This is a genomic window from Amycolatopsis sp. NPDC098790 (assembly GCF_044759945.1).
Classification (GTDB): Bacteria; Actinomycetota; Actinomycetes; order Mycobacteriales; family Pseudonocardiaceae; genus Amycolatopsis.
Map to the genome: position 1 here is coordinate 259,295 of NZ_JBIWAI010000008.1, position 22,409 is coordinate 281,703.

At 73.8% G+C, this 22,409-nt stretch carries 3 protein-coding genes; all 3 read left to right on the forward strand.

Going from position 1 to position 22,409, the window contains the following annotated elements; genetic code table 11:
• Positions 1-3: 3 nt before the first annotated feature.
• The 3 genes from ACIQWX_RS44825 to ACIQWX_RS44835 all read left to right on the forward strand — a co-directional run bounded on the left by ACIQWX_RS44825 (position 4) and on the right by ACIQWX_RS44835 (position 22,292).
• Positions 4-1,161 (forward strand): cytochrome P450, encoded by a 1,158-nt coding sequence (locus ACIQWX_RS44825; RefSeq protein ID WP_400884854.1) that lies wholly within the window; start codon positions 4-6, stop codon positions 1,159-1,161.
• A 108-nt stretch (positions 1,162-1,269) separates the two neighbouring features.
• On the forward strand, positions 1,270-17,016 hold the full coding sequence (locus tag ACIQWX_RS44830) for an SDR family NAD(P)-dependent oxidoreductase (RefSeq protein WP_400884856.1): 15,747 nt from the start codon (positions 1,270-1,272) through the stop codon (positions 17,014-17,016).
• Positions 17,013-22,292, forward strand: coding sequence for a type I polyketide synthase (locus ACIQWX_RS44835; RefSeq protein WP_400884858.1), 5,280 nt, complete (start codon positions 17,013-17,015; stop codon positions 22,290-22,292). The genes ACIQWX_RS44830 and ACIQWX_RS44835 overlap by 4 nt, the downstream gene beginning before the upstream one ends.
• The last annotated feature ends 117 nt before the right edge of the window (positions 22,293-22,409 follow it).

The window sequence follows — 22,409 nt, forward strand, 5'->3', positions numbered from 1 at the left end:
GACATGCACGAGATCTCCGTTTCCGAGCAGTACCACGTCCTGCAGCGCGAAGAGCCGATGAGCCGGGTGCAGATGCCCTTCGGCGAACCGGCCTGGCTGGCGACGAAGTACGCCGACGTCAAGCTGGTGACCACTGATCCGCGGTTCAGCCGGGAGCTCGCGCAGGGCCTCGACCAGCCGCGGATGCGCCGCCAGCAGATGGGCGACGGCATCATGGGGATGGACCCGCCCGACCACTCCCGCCTGCGCCGCCTGGTGTCGAAGGCCTTCACGGCACGTCGGCTGGAGCAGATGCGCGACGGCGTCAAGGACCTCGTCAACCGCCTGCTCGACGACATGCAGGCGCACGGCGACAGCGCCGACCTCGTCGAGGAGCTGGCGCGGCCGCTGCCGGTCACCGTCATCTGCGACCTGCTCGGCGTGCCGCAGGAGGACCACAAGATCTTCCGCGAGTGGACGCAGGCGCTGGTCAGCGACGCCACGGCCAAGGGTGACGTGCTGGACGTCTACGGCGACAAGCTCGACAACTATGTCGCCGGGCTGGTGGCCCAGCGCCGCGAGGAGCCGACCGACGACCTGCTCGGCGCGCTCGTCTACGCCCGCGACGCCGGCGACAAGCTGACCGAAAACGAGCTGATCTCGATCGCCGGCGCGGGACTGCTCACCGGTGGCGTCGAGACGGTGTCGACGGCCTTGCCCAGCTTCGTCTTCACGTTGCTGACGAACCCGGAACTGCTGGCGCAGCTGCGCGCGAACCCGGACATCATGCCGACGGCGATCGAAGAGCTGCTGCGGTACGTGCCGATCAACACTGCGGCCATGTTCGCGCGGTACGCGACCGAGGACATCCGCTTCGGTGACGTCGTCGTCCGCGCGGGCGACCCGGTGCTGCCGGCGCTGCACGCGGCCAACCGCGACCCGGAGGTCTTCGCCGACCCGGACCGCATCGACCTGACGCGCAAGCCGAACCCGCACGTGGCGTTCGGGCACGGCCCGCACCACTGCATCGGCGCGCAGCTGGCGCGGCTCGAGCTGCAGGAAGCGTTGAAGGCGATCCTCGAGCGGTTCCCGGACCTGCGGTTCGCGGACGGCCGCGAGGGCGTCAAGTGGGAGTACGGCGTGATCGTGCGGGGGCCGTCGCTCCTGCGCATCGCCTGGTGATCTCCCGCCCCTAGAAGGCTTTTCAGGGGATCCGGCGGCGGTGCGCGCCGACCTACATTCGACCAGAACGACCATGAGTGCTGGCTTGCTACAGCGGTGGAGTGCGGAATGCGTGAGTTTGAGACCGAATCGAATCGGGCGTCCGGGTTCGCGGAGCGGCTGACCGAACTGCCCGCCGGTGACCGCGCGGCATTCCTGGCCGACGTCGTCCACGACGCCACCCGGGCCGCGCTGCTGGCGGCGCGCCCGGACGTCCCGGCGGTGCTCGACCCGGAAAAGGCGTTCTCCGACCACGGGTTCGACTCGCTGGCGGCGGTGGAGCTGCACGCGCGGCTCACCGACGCCACCGGGCTCGACCTGCCGGTCACCCTGGCCTTCGACCACCCGACCCCGGTCGCCGTCGCGCGCTTCCTGCACGCGGCGGTGTTCGGGGCCGAAGTCGTCCACAGTGGACTCGCCCCGGCGGGCGACCACGACGAGCCGGTCGCCATCGTCGGCATCGGCTGCCGGTACCCGGGCGGAACCGCGTCGCCCGAGGACCTCTGGCGGCTGGTCGAGCAAGAGGTGCACACCATCACCGGGTTCCCGACCGACCGCGGCTGGGACCTCGACGGCCTCTACGACCCGGACCCCGACCGCCCGGGCAGCAGCTACGTCACTTCCGGCGGTTTCCTGCCCGACGCCGGCGAGTTCGACGCGGACTTCTTCGGCATCGCCCCGCGCGAGGCGTCCGCGATGGACCCGCAGCAGCGGCTCGTCCTCGAGACGGCGTGGGAAGCGCTGGAGCGCGCCAAGATCGACCCGACGACGCTGCGCGGCACACCCGCCGGCGTCTTCATCGGCGCCGAGGCCCAGGAGTACGGCCCGCGCCTGCACGAAGCTCCCGACGGCCTCGACGGCTACATGCTCACCGGCAACGCGCCCAGTGTCGTCTCCGGCCGCGTCGCCTACGCGCTCGGCCTCGAAGGCCCGACGCTGACCGTCGACACCGCGTGCTCCGGCTCGCTGGTCGCCCTCCACCTCGCCGTGCAGGCCCTGCGCCGCGGCGAGACGCAGCTCGCGCTCGCCGGCGGTGTCGCCGTCATGGGCGGGCCCGGCACGTTCACCGCGTTCAGCCGCCAGCGCGGCCTCGCCGAAGACGGCCGCTGCAAGGCGTTCGCCGCGGGTGCCGACGGCACCGGCTTCGCCGAAGGCGTCGGCGTCCTGGTCCTGGAGCGGCTGTCCGACGCGGTCGCGAACGGCCACGCCGTGCTCGCCATCGTCCGCGGTACCGCCATCAACTCCGACGGCGCGTCCAACGGCCTCACCGCCCCCAACGGCCCGTCGCAGCAGCGCGTCATCCACCGCGCGCTCGCCGACGCCCGCCTCGCCCCGTCCGAAGTGGACGCCGTCGAAGCGCACGGCACCGGCACCCGCCTGGGCGACCCGATCGAGGCGCAGGCGCTGCTCGCCGCCTACGGCCAGGAGCGCGAGACGCCGCTGCTGCTCGGCTCGGTCAAGTCCAACATCGGCCACACGCAGGCCGCGGCCGGCGTCGCCGGCGTCATCAAGATGGTCGAGGCGATCCGCCGCGGCCGGCTGCCGAAGACGCTGCACGTCGACGCGCCGACCCCGCACGTCGACTGGACCGCGGGAGCGGTCGAGCTGCTCACCGAGGCCCGCGAGTGGCCGGAGGTCGAGCGTCCGCGCCGCGCCGGTGTGTCGTCGTTCGGCGTCAGCGGCACCAACGCCCACGTCATCATCGAGCAGGCACCCGCCACCGCGGACGTCGACGGCACCACCGAGCCGCTGCCGGTCGTCCCGCTCGTCGTCTCCGCGCGCAGTGAGGAAGCCCTGCGGGCGCAGGCGGAAAAGCTCGTGTCCACTGTGGAGGCCACCGACCTGACCGAGGTCGGCTTCTCGCTGGCCGGCACGCGTGCCGCGCACGACCACCGCGCGGTCGTCGTCGCCGAGTCCACTGAGGACGCCGTCCGCGGCCTGCGCGCGCTCGCCGCGGGGGAGCCGGACACCTCCGTCGTCACCGGCACCCGCACGCCGGGCAAGCTCGGGATGCTGTTCACCGGCCAGGGTTCGCAGCGCCTCGCCATGGGCAAGGAGCTGTACCTCGCCTACCCGGTCTTCGCCGAGGTCTTCGACGAGGCCGTCGACCAGCTCGACGTCCAGATGGACCGCCCGCTGCGGGACGTCCTGTTCGGCGACGACGCCGACGAGCTGAACGGCACCCAGTACGCGCAGTGCACGCTGTTCGCGATCGAGGTCGCCCTCGCCCGGCTGCTGGAGTCGTGGGGCGTCAAGCCGGACGTCCTGCTCGGCCACTCGATCGGCGAGCTGGCCGCCGCGCACATCGCCGGCGTCTGGTCGCTTGAGGACGCTTGCCTGGTCGTCGCCGCTCGTGGCCGGCTGATGCAGGCGCTGCCCGAGGGCGGCGCGATGGTCGCGATCGCCGCGACCGAGGACGAGGTCGGCCCGCTACTCACCGACGGCGTCAGCATCGCCGCGATCAACGGGCCCGCGTCCGTCGTCGTGTCGGGCGAGCGCGCCGAGGTCGAGGCCGTCGCCGAGGCGTTCCGCGCCCAGGGCCGCAAGACGAGCGAGCTGCGCGTGTCGCACGCGTTCCACTCGCCGCTGATGGAGCCGATGCTCGCCGAGTTCCGGGAGGTCCTGGAGGTCGTCGAGTTCGCGGCGCCGAAGATCCCGGTCATCTCGAACGTCACCGGCCGCTTGGCGACGACCGAAGAGCTGACCTCGCCCGGTTACTGGCTCTACCACGTGCGCCGCGCCGTCCGGTTCGCCGACGGCGTCGCCGCGCTCGCCGCGGCCGGCGTCACCACCGCGATCGAGGTCGGCCCGGACGCCGTCCTCGCGGCACTGGCCGCCACCGGCCCGCACGGCTCGGACATCGCGTTCGTGCCCGCGCAGCGCCGCGGCCACGCCGAAGTCCCGACGCTGGCCGGCGCGCTCGGCCGGCTGCACACCCGCGGCATCAAGGTCGACTGGACTGCCTTCTTCGGCCCGGCGAACGTCGTCGACCTGCCGACGTACGCCTTCCAGCGCAAGCACTTCTGGCTGACCGCGCCCGGTCGCGGCGACGCGGCCGACTTCGGCCAGCTCGCCTCCGGCCACCCGCTGCTGGCCGCCGAGATCGGCCTGGCCGACCACGACGGCCTGGTCCTGACCGGCCGCATCGGCCTGCGGACCCACCCGTGGCTCGCCGACCACGCGATCGCCGGCACGGCCCTGCTGCCCGGCACGGCCTTCGTCGAAATGGCGCTGCACGCCGCCGAGCGCGCGAGCTGCGACGTCGTCGACGAGCTGACCCTGCAGGCGCCCCTCGCCGTCCCGGAGGGACGCGGGGTCGAGGTGCAGGCCGTGGTCGGCCCGGTCGAGGACGGCCGCCGCACCATCGAGTTCTACTCGCGCGCCGAGCAGGACGTCGCCTGGACCCGGCACGCCACCGGCGTGCTGGCCGAGGCCGCGGCCGAGGCGCCCGCCCCGCTGACCGAGTGGCCGCCGTCCGGCGCCGAGGTCGTCGCGACGAACGAGCTGTACGACGAGCTGGCAGCGCAGGGTTACGGCTACGGCCCGCTCTTCCGCGGCCTGCGCACGGCGTGGAAGCGCGGCGACGTCGTGTTCGCCGAGGTCGCCTTGCCGACGCGGGACGAGGACTTCGGGATCCACCCGGCGCTGCTCGACGCCGTCCTGCACGCCACCGACTTCGCCCCCGGCGAGGCCCGCGAAGCCGACGAGATCCGCCTGCCGTTCGCCTGGACCGGCGTGCGCCTGCACGCCGCCGGCGCGGCGGAGGTGCGGGTGCGGATCACCTCGCCCGCCACCGGCGGTGTCTCCATCGACGTCGCCGACACGGCGGATGCGCCCGTGCTGTCGGTCGAGTCGTTCCGCTCCCGCCCGGTCAGCGGCGCCGACCTGGGCCCGCGGGCCCAGGACCTGCTGCACACCGTCGAATGGACGCCGGTCGCGGCTTCCGACGCCCAGTTCTCGACGATCGAGGTCGCCGAACTCGCGGAGGTGACCGAAGTTCCGGACGCCGTCGTGGTGCCGGTGGCCGCGAAGGGCCGCAGCGTTCCGGCGGCGGCCAAGCAGGCTGCCCACCGCGTGCTCGCCGTGCTGCGGGAGTTCCTCGCCGAGGACCGGTTCGCGGACGCCAAGCTCGCGCTCCGGACCCCGGGCACCCTCGCCGACTCCGCGGTGCGCGGGCTGGTGCGCTCGGCGCAGGCCGAGCACCCGGGCCGCGTCGTCCTGATCGAGGGCGAAACCACGACCGAGACGCTGGTCACCGCGCTCGCGTCCGGTGAGCCGGAACTGCGGGTCGACGGCGACCGGGTCCGGGCGCCGCGGCTCGTCCGCGCGCACTCCGACGCGCCGGCGTGGCGGGCGGACGGCACCGTGCTGGTCACCGGCGGCACGGGTGGCCTCGGCGCGCAGGTCGCGCGGCACCTCGTTGCGACCCACGGCGTCCGGCACCTCGTGCTGCTGAGCCGCCGCGGCGCCGACGCCCCGGGTGCGGCCGAACTGGTCGCCGAGCTGGCGGAGGCCGGCGCGACCGCGCAGGTCATCGCCGCCGACGTCACCAAGAAGCGGTCGCTGTCCGCCGCGCTGAAGAAGATCGAGCAACCGCTGACCGCCGTCGTGCACACCGCCGGTGTGCTCGACGACGCCCTGATCGGCTCGCTCACCGAAGAGCGCCTCGACACCGTCCTCGCGCCGAAGGTCGACGCGGCCTGGGCCCTGCACGAGCTGACGAAGGACCTGGCCGCGTTCGTCCTGTTCTCCTCCTCGGCCGGCCTGGTCGACGGCGTGGGCCAGGCCAACTACGCCGCGGGCAACACCTTCCTCGACGCGCTCGCCGAGCACCGCCGCGAGCAGGGCCTCCCGGCCACCTCGCTGGCCTGGGGCCTGTGGACCGACGGCGGTACCGCGCTCGGCATGAGCGCCGGACTGTCCGAAAAGGACCTGAGCCGGATCGGCCGGCTGGGCCTCGCTCCGCTGACCTCCGCCGAAAGCCTCGCGGCTTTGGACGCCGCCGTCGGCACGGACCTGCCGGCCGTCGTCCCGACCCGCGTCGACCGCGCCGCCCTGGGTGCCCGCGACGACGCCCCGGCGCTGCTGCGGGGCCTGGTCCCCGCGAGCCGCCGCCGGGTCGCGGCGGCCCCGGGCGAGCTGACGCCGGAGCGGCAGTTCGCCGAGCGGTTCGCCTCGCTGTCCGAGGCCGACCGCGACCGCGCCGTGCTCGACCTGGTCCGCACGCACGTCGCGGCCGTGCTCGGCCACGACGGCCCGAGCGCGATCAGCCCGGCCCGCCCGTTCGGCGAGATCGGCTTCGACTCCCTCGCCGCGGTCGAGCTGCGCAACATCCTCGACTCCGTCACCGGCATGCGGCTGCCCGCCACCCTGGTGTTCGACCACCCGACCCCGCGTGCGCTGGCCGAGTACCTGATCACGCGGCTCGGCGGCCTGGCCCCGGTCAAGCCGATCGCGCCGGTGACCACGGCCGACCCGGAGGAGCCGATCGCCATCGTCGGCATCGCCTGCCGCTACCCGGGCGGCGTCGCGACGCCGGAGGACCTGTGGCGGCTCGTCGCGGGCGGCGAAGAGGCGCTCACGCCGTTCCCGGCCGACCGCGGCTGGAACGTCGACGCGCTCTACGACCCCGAGCCCGGCAAGCCCGGCCACTCCTACGTCAAGCACGGCGCGTTCCTGCACGACGCCGCCGAGTTCGACGCCGACTTCTTCGAGATCAGCCCGCGCGAGGCGGCCGCGATGGACCCGCAGCAGCGCCTGCTGCTGGAAGTGTCCTGGGAGGCGTTCGAGCGGGCCGGCATCGACCCGGTTTCGCTGCGCGGCAGCGCGACCGGCGTGTTCGCCGGCGTCATGTACCACGACTGGGGTACCCGCCTCGGCACCGTTTCCGACGACATCGCGGGCTACCTGGGCAACGGCAGCCTCGCCAGCGTCGTCTCCGGCCGCGTGTCCTACGCACTCGGTCTCGAGGGCCCGACGGTCACCGTCGACACGGCGTGCTCGTCTTCGCTGGTCGCCCTGCACTGGGCGATCCAGGCCCTGCGCCGCGGCGAGTGCACGCTCGCACTGGCCGGTGGCGTCACCGTGATGTCCACTCCGGACACGTTCGTCGACTTCAGCCGCCAGCGCGGCCTGTCCGCCGACGGCCGCTGCCGCTCGTTCGCCGACGCGGCCGACGGCACCGGCTGGGGCGAGGGCGCGGGCATGCTGCTCGTCGAGCGGCTGTCGGACGCCCAGCGCAACGGGCACCCGGTGCTCGGGCTCGTCAAGGGCTCCGCGGTCAACCACGACGGCGCGTCCAACGGCCTCACCGCCCCGAACGGCCCGTCGCAGCAGCGCGTGATCGCCAAGGCACTGGCCGACGCGGGTCTCCAGGCGTCCGAAGTGGACGCCGTCGAGGGTCACGGCACCGGCACCACGCTGGGTGACCCGATCGAGGCGCAGGCCCTGCTGGCCACCTACGGTCAGGACCGCGCCGAGGACCAGCCGCTGTGGCTGGGCTCGATCAAGTCCAACATCGGCCACACCCAGGCCGCCGCCGGTGTCGCCGGCATCATCAAGATGGTCATGGCGCTGCGCAACGAGCAGCTGCCGCGGACGCTGCACGTCGACCGTCCGTCCACTGTGGTCGATTGGGACACGGGTGCGGTGCGCCTGCTGACCGAGGCGCAGGACTGGTCACCCAACGGCCACCCGCGCCGGGCCGCGGTCTCGTCGTTCGGCATCAGCGGCACCAACGCCCACGTGATCATCGAGCAGGCTCCGGCCGACGCGGTGGCCGAGCAGCCCGCCGAACCGCAGCCCGAAGCCGTCGTGCCGGTCGCGCTGTCCGGCCGGTCCGCGGCCGCCGTGCGCGGCCAGGCCGCCCGCCTGCGCGAATACCTCGCCGACCACGAGGACGTGCCCGTCGCCGAGCTGGCGCGGTCGCTCGCCTCGACCCGCGCTGCGCTGGAGCACCGCGCGGTGGTCGTCGCCGGGACCGCGGCCGAACTGGCCGCCGGCCTCGACGCACTGGCCACCGGCGAGCAGGGCAGCGAGCCCGTCACCGAGGGCAAGCTCGCGTTCCTGTTCTCCGGGCAGGGTGCGCAGCGGGTCGGGATGGGCGCCGAGCTGTCGGCGGCCTACCCGGTCTTCGCCGACGCCTTCGACGCCGTCTGCGCCGCGATCGACCCGCTGCTCGACGTGCCGCTGCGCGACGTCGTCTTCGGCACGACCGCGCTCGCCGACCGCGGCCTGCTCGACCAGACGCAGTACACCCAGACCGCGTTGTTCGCGGTCGAGGTCGCGCTCTTCCGGCTCGCCGAGTCGTGGGGGATCGTCCCCGACGCCCTCGCCGGCCACTCGATCGGCGAGCTGGCCGCGGCGCACGTCGCCGGGGTGCTTTCCCTTGCGGACGCGGCGAAGCTGGTCGCCGCACGCGGTCGGCTGATGGGCGCGCTGAGCACCCCGCCGGGCGCGATGGTCTCCCTCGCCACCACCGAAGAGGCCGCGCGGGAGCTGATCCGCGGGCACGAGGACGAGGTCAGCATCGCCGCCGTCAACGGCCCCGCGTCGGTCGTCATCTCGGGTGTCGCCGACGTCGTGTCGCGCATCGAGCGCGGCACCGACGTCCGGACGCGCCGGCTGCGCGTCAGCCACGCGTTCCACTCGCCGCTGATGGCGCCGATGCTCGACGAGTTCCGCGAGATCGCCGCCGGGCTGACGTTCCACGAGCCGAAGATCCCGATCGTCTCCACGGTTTCGCCGGACGCGGACCTGACTTCGCCCGAGTACTGGGTCACCCACGTCCGCGAAGCCGTCCGCTTCGGGGACGCGGTGGCCGCGCTGGCCGCCGACGGCGTCCGGACGTTCCTCGAGCTGGGGCCGGACAGCGTGCTCACCGCGCTCGGCCGCCAGATCGACGCGGACGCCGCGTTCGTGCCCTTCGGCCGCCGCGACCGGGACGAGGTGCGCACCGCGCTGACCGCGCTCGGCCGGCTCCACGCCCGTGGTGCCGCCGGACTGGGCAAGGTGCTCGGCGACGGCCCGATCCGGCTCGACCTGCCGACGTACGCCTTCCAGCACAAGCGCTACTGGCTCGACGCGACCCCGTCCGGCGACGTGACGGCGGTCGGCCAGCAGCCGCTGCCGCACCCGATGCTCGGCGCGGTCGTGCCGCTGTCCGGTTCGGACACCACGGTGCTCACCGGCCGGCTGTCGGCCGGGTCGGTGCCGTGGGTGGCCGACCACGTCGTCAAGGGCGCGATCCTGGTGCCCGGCACCGGGTTCGTCGAGCTGGCCGTCGCGGCCGGCGACCAGGTCGGGCACTCGACGGTCGAGGAGCTGACGCTGCAGGCGCCGCTCGTCCTGCCGCCGGACGGCGCCGTGGCGCTGCAGGTCGTGGTCGGCCCCGCCGACGGCGACCGGCGCCCGATCACCGTCTTCTCCCGCCCGATCGACGGCGACGAGTGGACGCAGCACGCGATCGGCACGCTGTCCGCGGCGCCGCGGCCCGAGCCCGCCGGGCTCACCGAATGGCCGCCCGCCGGGGCGACCCCGATCGTCGTCGAGGGTGCCTACGACCTGCTCGAGGAGCGCGGGTACGGCTACGGCCCGTCCTTCCAGGGCCTCAAGGCCGCGTGGAAGCGCGGCACCGAGGTGTTCGCCGAGGTCGCGCTGCCGGAGCCGGCGGCGTCGACGGCGAGCCTGTACGGGCTGCACCCGGCGTTGCTCGACATCGCGATGCACGCCGACCTCCTCGGCGACCCGGGCGGCGCGACGCTGCTGCCGTTCGTCTGGAACGGCGTCACGCTGCACGCCGCCGGCGCTTCGGTGCTGCGGGTGCGGATCGAGCGGCTGAACGGCGACGAGGTGTCGGCCATCGAGGTGGCCGACAGCGAAGGCCGTCCCGTCGCGACCATCGACTCGCTCGTTTCGCGCCCGGTCCGCCGGGAGCTGACGTCGGCGGCCGAGTCCGACGGCTCGCTGCTGAAGATCGCCTGGCAGCCGGTGTCCGTGCCGCAGTCCGACGCCGAGGTCGTGGCCGTGGGCCGCGGCCGGGTCGGGGTGGCCGCCACCTACGCCGATTTCGCCGACCTCGCCGGCGCGATCGACCGGGGCGAGCCGGTGCCGAACCTGCTCACGCTGACCGTGCCCGAGCGCACCGGCGACGTCCCGGAGACCGCGCGGGCCAATGCCGCCTGGCTGCTCGCCGAACTGCAGGCCTGGCTGGCCGACTCGCGGTTCGCCGCCACGAAGCTGGCCGTCGTGACGCAGGACGCGGTCCCCGCGAGCGAGTCCACTGTGGACGTCACGCAGGGCCTGCTGTGGGGCCTGGCGCGCGGTGCGCAGGCCGAGCACCCGGGCCGCGTGTTCGTCGTCGACGCCGACGCGGACGCGAACGCCGGGGCCATCGCGGCGGTCGTCGCCTCCGGGGAGCCGGAGGCCGCGATCCGCGCCGGCGCGGTGGTCGTGCCGCGGTACGCCAAGACCGAGGCCGGCGACGCTTCGCCGTGGGGCACCGGTGCCGTGCTAATCACCGGCGGCACCGGCGGGCTCGGCAGCCTGCTGGCCCGCTACCTGGTGGCCGAGCACGGCGTCACCGACCTGGTGCTCACCAGCCGCCGCGGGCTCGGCGCGCCGGGTGCCCGGCAGCTGGTCGAGGACCTGACCGACCTCGGCGCCCGGGTGCGGGTCGCCGCGTGCGACGTCACCGAACGCGACCAGGTCGAGAGCGTGCTCGGCACGATCGACAACCTCACCGCCGTGGTGCACGCGGCCGGCACCGCCGACAGCGGCGTCTTCGACTCGCTGACCGCCGACCGGCTCGACTCGGTCCTGCGGTCGAAGGTCGACGCCGCCTGGCACCTGCACGAACTGACCGGCGACCTGGCCGCGTTCGTCATGTTCTCCTCCGCCGGCGGCCAGGTGCTGCCCGCGGGCCAGGCGAACTACGCCGCCGCCAACGCGTTCCTCGACGGCCTCGCCGCCCACCGGCAGGCCGCCGGCCGGCCGGCGACGGCGCTGGCGTGGGGCCTGTGGGCCGAGAACACCGGCCTCGGCGGCGAACTGGCCGAGGCGGACCTCGCCCGGATGGCACGGCTCGGCCTTCCCGCGGTCACCGCGGAGCAGGGGCTCGCGCTGTTCGACGCGGCGACCTCGACCGCCGACGCCGTGATCGCCCCGCTGCGGGTCGACGTCGCGGCGCTGCGGGCCCGCACCGACGACCTGCCCGCGTTGCTGCGCGGGTTCGTCCCGCCGAAGGCCCGCCGGACCGCCAAGGCGGCGAAGGCGGCCGACAACGCGCTGGCCGCCGAGCTGGCCGCGCTGGCCGACAACGAGCGCGACCGCGTGCTGCTGGACATCGTCCGGACGCAGGTGGCCACCGTGCTCGGCTACGCCGACAAGTCCGAAGTGGACGGTGCACGGGCGTTCAAGGAACTCGGCTTCGACTCGCTCGCCGCGGTCGAGCTGCGCAACCTGCTCGGCACCGCGACCGGCCTGACCCTGCCCGCGACGCTGATCTTCGACCACCCGACCGCCAAGGCGGTGGCCGACTTCGTCAAGGGCAAGCTCCTCGGCGCGGTCGCGAAGGTCCCGGCCACGACGACCCGGACCAACGCGTCGATGCAGGAACCGATCGCGATCGTCGGCATGGCCTGCCGGTACCCCGGCGGCGTCCGGTCGCCGGAGGACCTCTGGCAGCTGCTGGTCGACGAGGTCGACGCCGTGTCGGAGTTCCCGACCAACCGCGGCTGGGACATCGACAGCATCTACGACCCCGAGCGCGGCAAGCGGGGCAAGACCTACGCCCGCGAAGGCGGGTTCCTGCACCACGGCATCGAGTTCGACCCGGCGTTCTTCGGCATCGGCCCGCGCGAGGCGCTGGCCATGGACCCGCAGCAGCGGCTCCTGCTGGAAACGGCGTGGGAGGCCATCGAGCGGGCCGGCATCGACCCGACCGCGCTGCGCGGCAGCATGACCGGCGTCTTCACCGGCGCGATGTACGACGACTACGGCAGCCGCGTCCCCGGCGCGCCCCTCGACGTCGCCGCCTACATCCCCAACGGCAGCTCGGGCGCGGTCGTCTCCGGCCGCATCTCCTACCTGCTGGGGCTGGAAGGCCCGTGCATGACGGTCGACACCGCGTGCTCGTCTTCGCTGGTCACGCTGCACCTCGCGGTGCAGGCGCTGCGGGCGGGGGAGTGCGGGCTGGCGCTGGCGGGCGGGGTCACGCTGCTCTCGCAGCCGGACCTGTTCGTCGACTCCAGCCGCCAGGGCGTGCTCTCGCCCAACGGCCGGTCGAAGTCGTTCTCCGCGGCGTCCGACGGCGTCGGCTGGGCCGAAGGCGCGGGCCTGCTCCTGCTGGAGCGGCTGTCCGACGCCCAGCGCAACGGCCACGAAGTCCTCGCGGTGGTCCGCTCCAGCGCCGTCAACCAGGACGGTGCGTCCAACGGCCTCACCGCGCCGAACGGGCCGTCGCAGGAACGCGTGATCCACGCGGCCCTCGCGGCGGGCGGCCTGACGCCGTCCGAAGTGGACGCCGTCGAGGCGCACGGTTCGGGCACGAAGCTGGGTGACCCGATCGAGGCGCAGGCGCTGCTGGCGACCTACGGCCAGGACCGGCCGGACGGGCAGCCGCTGTACCTGGGCTCGGTGAAGTCCAACATCGGCCACGCGCAGGCTTCCGGCGGCGCGGCGGGCGTCATCAAGGTCGTCCAGGCCATGCGGCACAACATGCTGCCGAAGTCGCTGCACATCGACGCGCCGTCCCCGGTCGTCGACTGGACCACGGGTGACATCGAGCTGCTGAGCGAGGCCCGGCCGTGGCTGCCCAACGGGCGTCCGCGCCGCGCGGGTGTCTCGTCCTTCGGCATCAGCGGGACCAACGCGCACATCATCATCGAGGAGGCTCCGCCGTCCACTGTGGAGCGTCCGCGCCGGACCGCGCCGGAGCTGTCGTCGGTGCCGCTGCCGATCGCCGGCACGACCGCCGCGGCACTGGCCGACCAGGCGGCCCGGCTGGCCGAGCACCTGCGGGCCGACCCGGAGCTGGACCTGACCGACGTCGGCTACTCACTGGCGACCGGCCGGGCCGGGCTCGACCACCGCTCGGTGGTCCTGGCGTCGAACCGCGACGCCGCCTTGAAGGCCCTCGACGGTCTCGCGACCGGCGGGACCCCGGCGGGCACGGTCACCGGCACGACCAGCGCGGCCGACCTGACCGCGTTCCTCTTCACCGGCCAGGGCGCGCAGCAGCCGGGCATGGGCCGCGAGCTGTACGAGGCCTTCCCGGTCTTCGCCGGCGCCTTCGACGAGGCGTGCGGGCTGTTCGACACCGACGTCCCGCTCAAGCAGGTCGTCTGGGCCGAGAAGGGCTCCGAGGACGGCGAGCTGTTGAACAAGACGGCGTACACGCAGTGCGCGCTGTTCGCCATCGAGGTCGCGCTCTACCGCCTGGTCGAGTCGTGGGGCCTCACACCGGACTACGTCGCCGGGCACTCGATCGGCGAGCTGGCCGCGGCGCACGTCGCCGGGGTGCTCTCGCTCGCCGACGCCTGCGCCCTGGTCGCCGCTCGCGGCCGGCTCATGCAGGCACTGCCGTCGGGCGGGGCCATGGCCGCGATCGCGGCCACCGAGGACGAGGTGCGCGCCGCGCTCCCGGCCGAAGTGGACATCGCGGCGATCAACGGCCCGCGCTCGGTGGTCATCTCCGGTCCGGAGGACGCGGTGAAGGCCGCCATGGCGGGCTTCAAGGAGGCCGGCCGGCGCGTGAAGCAGCTGGTCGTCTCGCACGCCTTCCACTCCGCGCTGATGGAGCCGATGCTGGCCGACTTCGCCGTCGTGGCGGAGAAGCTGACGTACTCGGCCCCGAGCATCCCGGTCGTCTCCAACGTGACCGGCCGGATCGCCACCGCCGAGCAGCTCTGCTCGCCCGAGTACTGGGTCAACCACGTCCGCGACGCGGTGCGCTTCGCCGACGGCGTCGGCACGCTGCTCTCGGCCGGCGTCACCCGGTTCGTCGAGCTGGGCCCGGACGCCGTGCTGACCGGCATGGCCCGCGAGTGCGACACCTCGGTCGCCGACCGGCCCGACCGCGTCGTGGGCGTGCCCGCGCTGCGCCGGGGCCGCGACGAAGTGCAGACGCTGTTCACCGCGCTGGCCACGGTTTACTCGCGGGGCGCCAAGATCGACTGGCGGGCCCTGTTCGCCGGTCGCGGCGCGTCCACTGTGGACCTGCCGACCTACGCCTTCCAGAACAAGGAGTACTGGCTCAACGCGACGAAGCCGGCCGGCGACGTCGGCTCGCTGGGCGCCAAGTCCGCCGCGCACCCGCTGCTGGGCGCGCTGGTGGAGCTGCCCGACGGCGGCGCGGTGCTCACCGGCCGGCTCGCGGTCGACAAGCAGACCTGGCTGGGCGACCACGTGGTGCTGGGCCGGACGATGCTGCCGGGCACGGCGTACGTCGAGCTGGCCCTGCACGCCGCCGACCAGGTCGGCTGCGACCTCCTGGAGGAGCTGACCCAGCAGGCCCCGCTGCTGCTGCCCGAAGAGGGCGGCGTCGACATCCGCGTCGTCGTCGGCGCTCCGGGAGCGGACGGCCGCCGTGAACTGTCGGTGCACTCCCGCACGGACGGCGTGTGGACGCAGCACGCGGCCGGCACGCTCGCCACGGGGGCGCGGCCGGCGGAGTTCGACCTGACGGCGTGGCCGCCCGAGGGCGCCGAAGCGGTCGACCTCACCGGGCTCTACGACGACCTGGCCGGGCTCGGCTTCGGCTACGGCCCGGTGTTCCGGAACCTGCGCGCGGTCTGGCTGCGCGACGGTGAAGTCTTCGCCGAGGTGGCGCTGCCCGAGGGCACCGATTCCAAGGACTTCGGCCTGCACCCGGGTCTGCTGGACTCGGCGCTGGGTGCGACGGACTTCCTCGTGCCCGGCGGGCCGAAGGCGCTGACCGAGACGACGATCCCGTTCGCGTGGAACCAGGTCTCACTGCACGCCTCCGGCGCGACGACGCTGCGCGTCCACGTCCGCAAGGAAGGCAAGGACGCCTCGCTCGCCCTCGCCGACGCGGCCGGCACGCCGGTCGCGTGGATCGAGTCGCTGGTGACGCGGCCGGTGTCGGAGGGCCAGCTGGGTGCCAAGGTGCCCGACTCGCTCCACCGCATCGACTGGCAGCCCGCCGCCGGGGTCCGGCTGGTCAAGTCCCTCGAGGGCTGGGCCGTGCTCGGCACCGACGACCTCGGTCTCGGCGTCCCGACGCACGACGAGCCGGTGGCCGCGGACGTGCTGGTCCTGCCGGTGGTGTCCGCCGGCGGAGACGTGCCTACCCGGGTCCACGCGACCGTCCAGGAGACGCTCAAGCAGCTGCAGTCCTGGCTCGACGGGCCGTCCGACGGCAAGCTCCTGGTCGTCACGCGGGGCGCCGTGGCCGACGACCCGGACCTCGCCCAAGCGCCGGTCTGGGGCCTGGTGCGGGCCGCGCAGGCGGAGAACCCCGGCCGGGTCCAGGTGGTCGACGTCGACGACCTGCCCCAGTCGCTGCGGGCCCTGCCCGCGGTGGTCGCCTCCGGCGAGCCGGAAGCGATCGTCCGGGTCGGTGAGGTTCGCGTGCCGCGGCTGGCCAAGGTCACCACGGTCGGCGACCCGGTCGAGTGGGATGCGGACGGCACGGTGCTGATCACCGGTGGCGCCGGCCTGCTCGGCGGCCACCTCGCCCGGCACCTGATCGCCCGCGGGGCGCGGAAGCTGGTGCTCACCAGCCGTCGCGGCCTGGACGCACCGGGGGCTCGTGAGCTGGTCGACGAGCTGGGTGCTTCGGTGACCGTCGCGGCCTGCGACGTCACCGACCGGGCCGAGCTGGCCACGCTGATCGCGTCGCTGCCCGACCTCACCGCCGTCGTGCACGCCGCCGGGCAGATGGACAGCGCGGTGCTGACCGCGCTCACCCCTTCGCAGGTCACGAATGTCCTGCGGCCCAAGGTGGACGCGGCCTGGCACCTGCACGAGCTGACCGCGTCGCTGGACCTGAAGGCGTTCGTCCTCTACTCGTCGGCGGGCGGCCTGCTGCTCGCCGCCGGGCAGGCGAACTACGCGGCGGGCAACGTCTTCCTGGACGCCCTCGCCGGCCACCGCACGGCGCTGGGCCTCCCGGCGACGTCGCTGGCCTGGGGTCCGTGGGAAGGCAGCGGGGACGCCGTCGACCTGACGCACGTCGCCCGGTACGGGGTCGCGGAGCTGGCCGTCACCGACGGTCTCGCGCTCTTCGACGCCGCGCTGGCGGCCGGGGAACCGACGCTGGTGCCGGTGAAGCTGGCCGACCTGCGGGAGGCCGACCGGATCGCGCCGCTCCTGCGGGGCCTGGTCACGGCCACTCCGCGGCGGGCCGCCGCGGCGGCGGGCCCGGTGACGGCGGCGCCCGAGGCGGGCTTCGCCGACAAGCTGACCGCGATGTCGGCCGACGAGCGGGAAGCCGCGCTGCTGCAGCTGGTCTGCGAGAACGCGGCGGCCGTCCTCGGCTACGACGACGCTTCGGCGGTCGGCGTCGAGAAGGGCTTCACCGACCTCGGCATCGACTCGCTGGCCGCGCTCGAACTGCGCAACCGGCTCGGGGCGGCCTGCGGGCTGCGCCTGCCGGCGACGCTGATCTTCGACTACCCGAGCCCGCTGCCGCTGACCCGGTTCCTCCTCGGCGAGCTGCTGCCCGAGCTCGGCGAGCCGGTCGAAGAAGTGGCCGAGGCCAACGGAACCGACGAAGTGGCCGCCATCGCCGGGATGGACCTGGCCGACCTGGTCAAGTCCGCGATGGCGGGCACCCAGACAGAGGAGTCCCAGTGACCGCGCCGTCCACCGAACAGATCGTCGCCGCGCTGCGTCAGTCCATGATGGACAACGAGCGGCTCAAGGCGGACAACCAGAAGCTCACCGCGGCGATGAGCGAGCCCATCGCGATCATCGGGATGGGCTGCCGGTACCCCGGCGGGGTCACCACGCCGTCGCAGCTCTGGGACCTCGTCGCGAACGGCACCGACGCCGTCGGCGAGTTCCCGGAGGACCGCGGCTGGGACACGGCAGCGCTCTTCGACCCGAGCGGCCGGCCCGGCACGACGTACTCGAAGGAAGGCGGCTTCCTGTACGAAGCCGCCGACTTCGAGCCGGAGTTCTTCGGCATCTCCCCGCGGGAGGCCAAGACGCTCGACCCGCAGCAGCGGGTTGTGCTGGAGACCGCGTGGGAGGCCGTGGAACGCGCCGGGATCGTGCCGTCGACGTTGCGGGGCAGCAAAACCGGCGTCTTCGCCGGCGTGATGTACCACGACTACGGCGCCGGCAGCAGTGACGGCAGCCTGATCTCCGGCCGCATCTCCTACACCCTCGGGCTGGAAGGCCCGTCGGTGTCGGTGGACACGGCGTGCTCGTCGTCACTGGTCGCCCTGCACTGGGCGGCCCAGGCGCTGCGGCGCGGCGAGTGCTCGCTGGCCCTCGCCGGCGGGGTCACCGTGATGGTGACGCCGGACATGTTCGTGTACTTCAGCGAGCAGCAGGGCCTGGCCCCGGACGGCCGGTGCAAGGCGTTCGGCAGCGGCGCGGACGGCGTCGGCTGCTCCGAAGGCGCCGGGATGCTGTTGCTGGAAAGGCTTTCCGACGCGCGCCGCAACGGCCACCACGTCCTCGCGGTGCTGCGCGGCAGCGCGGTCAACTCCGACGGCGCGTCCAGCGGCATCACCGTCCCCAACGGACCGGCTCAGCAGCGGGTGATCAAGGCGGCGCTGGCCGACGCCGGGCTGAAACTGTCCGATGTGGACGCCGTCGAAGCCCACGGCACCGGCACTAAGCTCGGCGACCCGATCGAGGCGCAGGCGCTGATCGCCACCTACGGCAAGGCGGCCACGGCCGAGCGGCCGCTGCACGTCGGGTCGTTCAAGTCGAACGTCGGCCACACGCAGGCGGCCGCCGGCGTCGGCGGCGTCATCAAGATGGTCGAGGCGCTGCGGCGCGGCGTCCTCCCGCGCACGTTGCACGCCGACGAGCCGTCACCGCACGTCGAATGGACCGACACGGTTTCGCTGCTCAGCGAGCCGAAGCCGTGGCCGGAGACCGGGCGGCCGCGCCGTGCCGGCGTGTCGTCGTTCGGGATCAGCGGGACCAATGCGCACGTGATCGTCGAGCAGGGCGACGCGGTCGCGGCTCCGGTGCCGGACGACGGGCCGGTGACCTGGCTGCTCTCCGCCAACGACCCGGAGGCATTGCGGGCGCAGGCGGGCAAACTCGTTTCTTCCGTCGGCGACGCGTCCACTGTGGACGTCGGGTTCTCGCTGGCGACCACCCGGACGCTGGCCGAGCACCGCGCCGGCGTCGTGGCCGCCGACCGGGAGGCCGCGATCCGCGCGCTGACCGAGTTCGCGGCCGGCCGGACGCCCGCGGGGGTCGTCGAAGGCGTGGCTTCCACTGGTCGCACGGCGTTCCTGTTCACCGGCCAGGGCGCGCAGCGCGCCGGGATGGGCGTGGAACTGGCGGCGGCCTACCCCACGTTCGGCGAGGCCTTCGACGTCGTGGCCGCCGAACTGGACAAGCACCTGGACGTGCCGTTGCGGACCGTGCTGGGCTCCGACGAGACCGGGTACACGCAGCCGGCGTTGTTCGCCGTCGAGGTCGCGGTGTTCCGGTTGCTCGAATCCTGGGGCGTCACGCCGGACCACCTGCTGGGGCACTCGATCGGCGAGCTGGCCGCGGCGCACGTCGCCGGGATCCTTTCGCTCGAAGACGCGTGCACGCTGGTGACGGCCCGGGCGCGGCTGATGCAGGCGCTGCCGGCCGGGGGCGCGATGGTCGCCGTGGCGGCGGCCGAGGCCGAGGTCCTGCCGCTGCTGACCGACGGCGTGTCGATCGCCGCCGTCAACGGGCCGGCGTCGGTGGTGCTGTCCGGCGACGAGGACGCGGTGCTCGCCGTGGCTTCGCAGTTCGAGAAGACTTCGCGGCTGAAGGTGTCGCACGCGTTCCACTCGGCGCTGATGGAGCCGATGCTGGCGGACTTCGCGTTCATCGCGCGGAACTTGACCTACTCCGAGCCGTCGATCCCGATCGTGTCCACGGTTTCGCCGGACGCCGACCTGACCTCCCCGGAGTACTGGGTGAGCCAGGTGCGCGACGCCGTCCGGTTCGCCGACGGGATCCGCACGCTGCTCGACTCGGGCGTCACGACGTTCGTCGAGGTCGGACCTTCGGCGGTGCTCACCGCGATGGGCCAGACGTGCCTGGGCGCGGACGACCGGGCGACGTTCGTCCCGGTGCTGCGCAAGGACCGGCCCGAAGGCGAGTCGGCGGCCGCCGCGGTGGCCGCGCTGTTCGTCGCCGGGTCCACTGTGGACTTCGCCGCCTTCTACGCCGGCGGTGCGCCGGTCGAGCTGCCGACGTACGCGTTCCAGCGCAAGCGCTACTGGCTGGAGAACCCGACCGGCGCCCGCGTTCGCGGCGTCGCCGAGGTCGGGCAGCGCGACGCCGAGCACCCGGTGCTGGGTGCCGTCGTCGTCACGGCCGATTCGGGCGGGGCGGTGCTGACCGGCCGGCTTTCGGCTGCCACGCAGCCGTGGCTGGCCGACCACGTCGTGCAGGGCTCGATGCTGTTCCCCGGCACGGCGTTCGTCGAGCTGGCGATCCGCGCGGGCGACGAGGTGGGCTGCGGGAGGCTCGACGAGCTGACCCTGGCCGCGCCGCTGATCGTGCCCGCCGAAGGGGCGGTCCGGCTGCAGGTCGTCGTCGGTGCTCTCGAATCGGAGCAGCGCTCTCTGGCGATCTTTTCGCAGGCCGAAGATGCTTCCGAGTGGGTGCAGCACGGTGCCGGCCGGCTGTCCGCCGCCGCGTCCGCGCCGGTCGTGGGGGCCGAGTGGCCGCCCGCGGGGGCGACCGAGATCGACGTGACCGCCCGCTACGACGAGCTGGCCGCGCAGGGCTTCGACTACGGCCCGGTGTTCGCCGGGCTGCGCCGCGTGTGGCAGGCGGGCGATCGGCTCGCCGCCGAGGTGGCGCTGCCCGAGGGCACCGACGCGTCGGCGTTCGGCCTGCACCCGGCGCTGCTCGACGCGGCACTGCACACGATCGGCCTCGCCGGGCCGACCGAGGACAAGCCGGTGCTGCCGTTCGCGTGGTCGGGCGTGTCCCTGCACGCTGCCGGCGCGTCGGACCTGCGGGTGCTCATCTCGTCGGACGTCGAGAACACCGTGTCGCTGAGCGCGACCGACGCCGCCGGCGCGCCGGTGCTGAGCGTCGAATCGCTGTCGCTGCGGCCGATCGCGGCCGACGCGTTCCGAGCCACGCGCTCGGCGGTGGACGACTCGCTGTTCCGCGTCGAGTGGCAGCCGTTCGCCGGCGACGCCGTCTCGGGTGTGTCGTCCGCGGTATTGGGTGACGGGTTCGGCTTGCCGGGTAAGTCCTATGTGGACCTCTCGGCTTTGGTCGCCGACGGCGTTTCTCCGGATGTGGTGTTCGTGCCGTTCGTGGCGCCTTCGACGGCGTCGCCTTCCGCGGCTCGGGAAGCCACGCACCGGTTGCTGGCGCTGGCCCAGGCTTGGGTCGGCGAGGAGACCTTGGGGGCGTCGCGGCTGGTCGTCGTGGCCCAGCGGGCGATCGGGACGCGGCCGGACGAGGGCGTCGACGACCTGACGCACGCCGCTTTGTGGGGCGTGATCCGGACGGCCCAGCTCGAATACCCCGACCGGTTCATGGTGGTCGACGTCGACGGCGGCGAGCTGCCCCTGGACGCGGTGCTCGGCGCGATGTACGCCGACGAGCCCGGGGTCGCGGTGCGCGACGGCTCGGTGCTGGTGCACCGGCTGGCGAAGTTCGTGCCCTCTGCCGACGAGGTTGCCCTGGACCCGGACGGAACTGTGCTGGTCACCGGCGGTACCGGCGTGCTGGGGCAGCTGATCGCCCGGCACCTGGTGACCGGCCACGGCGTCAAGAACCTGCTGCTGACGAGCCGTCGTGGCGCCGCGGCGCCGGGAGCCGACGAGCTGGTTTCGTCGCTGACTTCCCTGGGGGCCACGGTTTCCCTGGCGGCGTGCGACCTCGCCGACCGGGACGCGGCGGCCGAGCTGCTCGCCGGAGTCCGGCTTTCGGCGGTGGTGCACACGGCCGGCGTCGTCGACGACGGCGTCCTGCTGGCGCTGACGCCGGAGCGGATGGACGCGGTGCTGCGGCCGAAGGTCGACGCGGCGTGGAACCTGCACTCGCTGACCGCTTCGCTGGACATCCCGTTCGTCCTGTACTCGTCCGCGGGCGGCACGCTCGGCGCGGCCGGGCAGGCGAACTACTCGGCGGCGAACGTCTTCCTGGACGCGCTGGCCCACCACCGGGCGGCCACCGGGCGGCACGCGGTGTCGCTGGCGTGGGGCCTGTGGTCCGAGGGCGGCATGTCGAACGAGCTGGCGGAGACGGACCTGATCCGGATGGCGCGCTCGGGTGTGTTCGGCTTGTCGTTCGACGACGGGCTTTCGTTGTTCGACGCGACTTTCGGGACGTCGCAGCCGTCGCTGGTGCCGGTCCGGCTGGACATGTCGGGCCTGCGCGCGGACGCGCACAGCGTCCCGGCGATGCTGCGGGGGCTGGTGCGCGGCGGTCGTCGCCGCGTGGAGGCTTCCGACGACTCGTGGGCGCGGATCGTGGCTTTGCCGGCGGCGGACCGCGAGCGTGCCCTGCTGGACCTGGTGTGCGGCACGGCGGCGGTGGTACTGGGCCACGAACGCCGGGACGCGGTCGACCCGCGCAAGGGCTTCATCGAGCTGGGCTTCGACTCCCTGACGGCGATCGAGCTGCGCAACCGCCTGGAGTCGGTGTCCGGGCAGCGCCTGCCGGCGACGCTGATCTTCGACCACCCGTCGGCGTCGGCGCTGGCTTCGTTCCTGGGCTCGGACCTGGCCGACCCGCCGTCCGCGGTGGAGGTCCGGTTGACGGACCTGGAGGCCGAGCTGCGGTCGCTGGACGCGTCTTCCCGCGGATCGGTGGTGGCCCGGCTGCGCGAGCTGGTGGCGACGTTCTCCCCGGCGGACCGCGAACTCGAGGAGGCCGGCGCGGACGAGCTGTTCGCGATGCTGGACGAAGAACTGGAGTCCCAGGGGTAAGTCTCCCGGCTGCCTCCCCCGGCCGGGACAGGGGACCGCTTCCGCCAACGGCGCCGGAAGCGGTCCCTTTCGCGTGCGCGGGTTCCGCTCTCGGCGTCCGGGCGGGGGGCTCGCGGG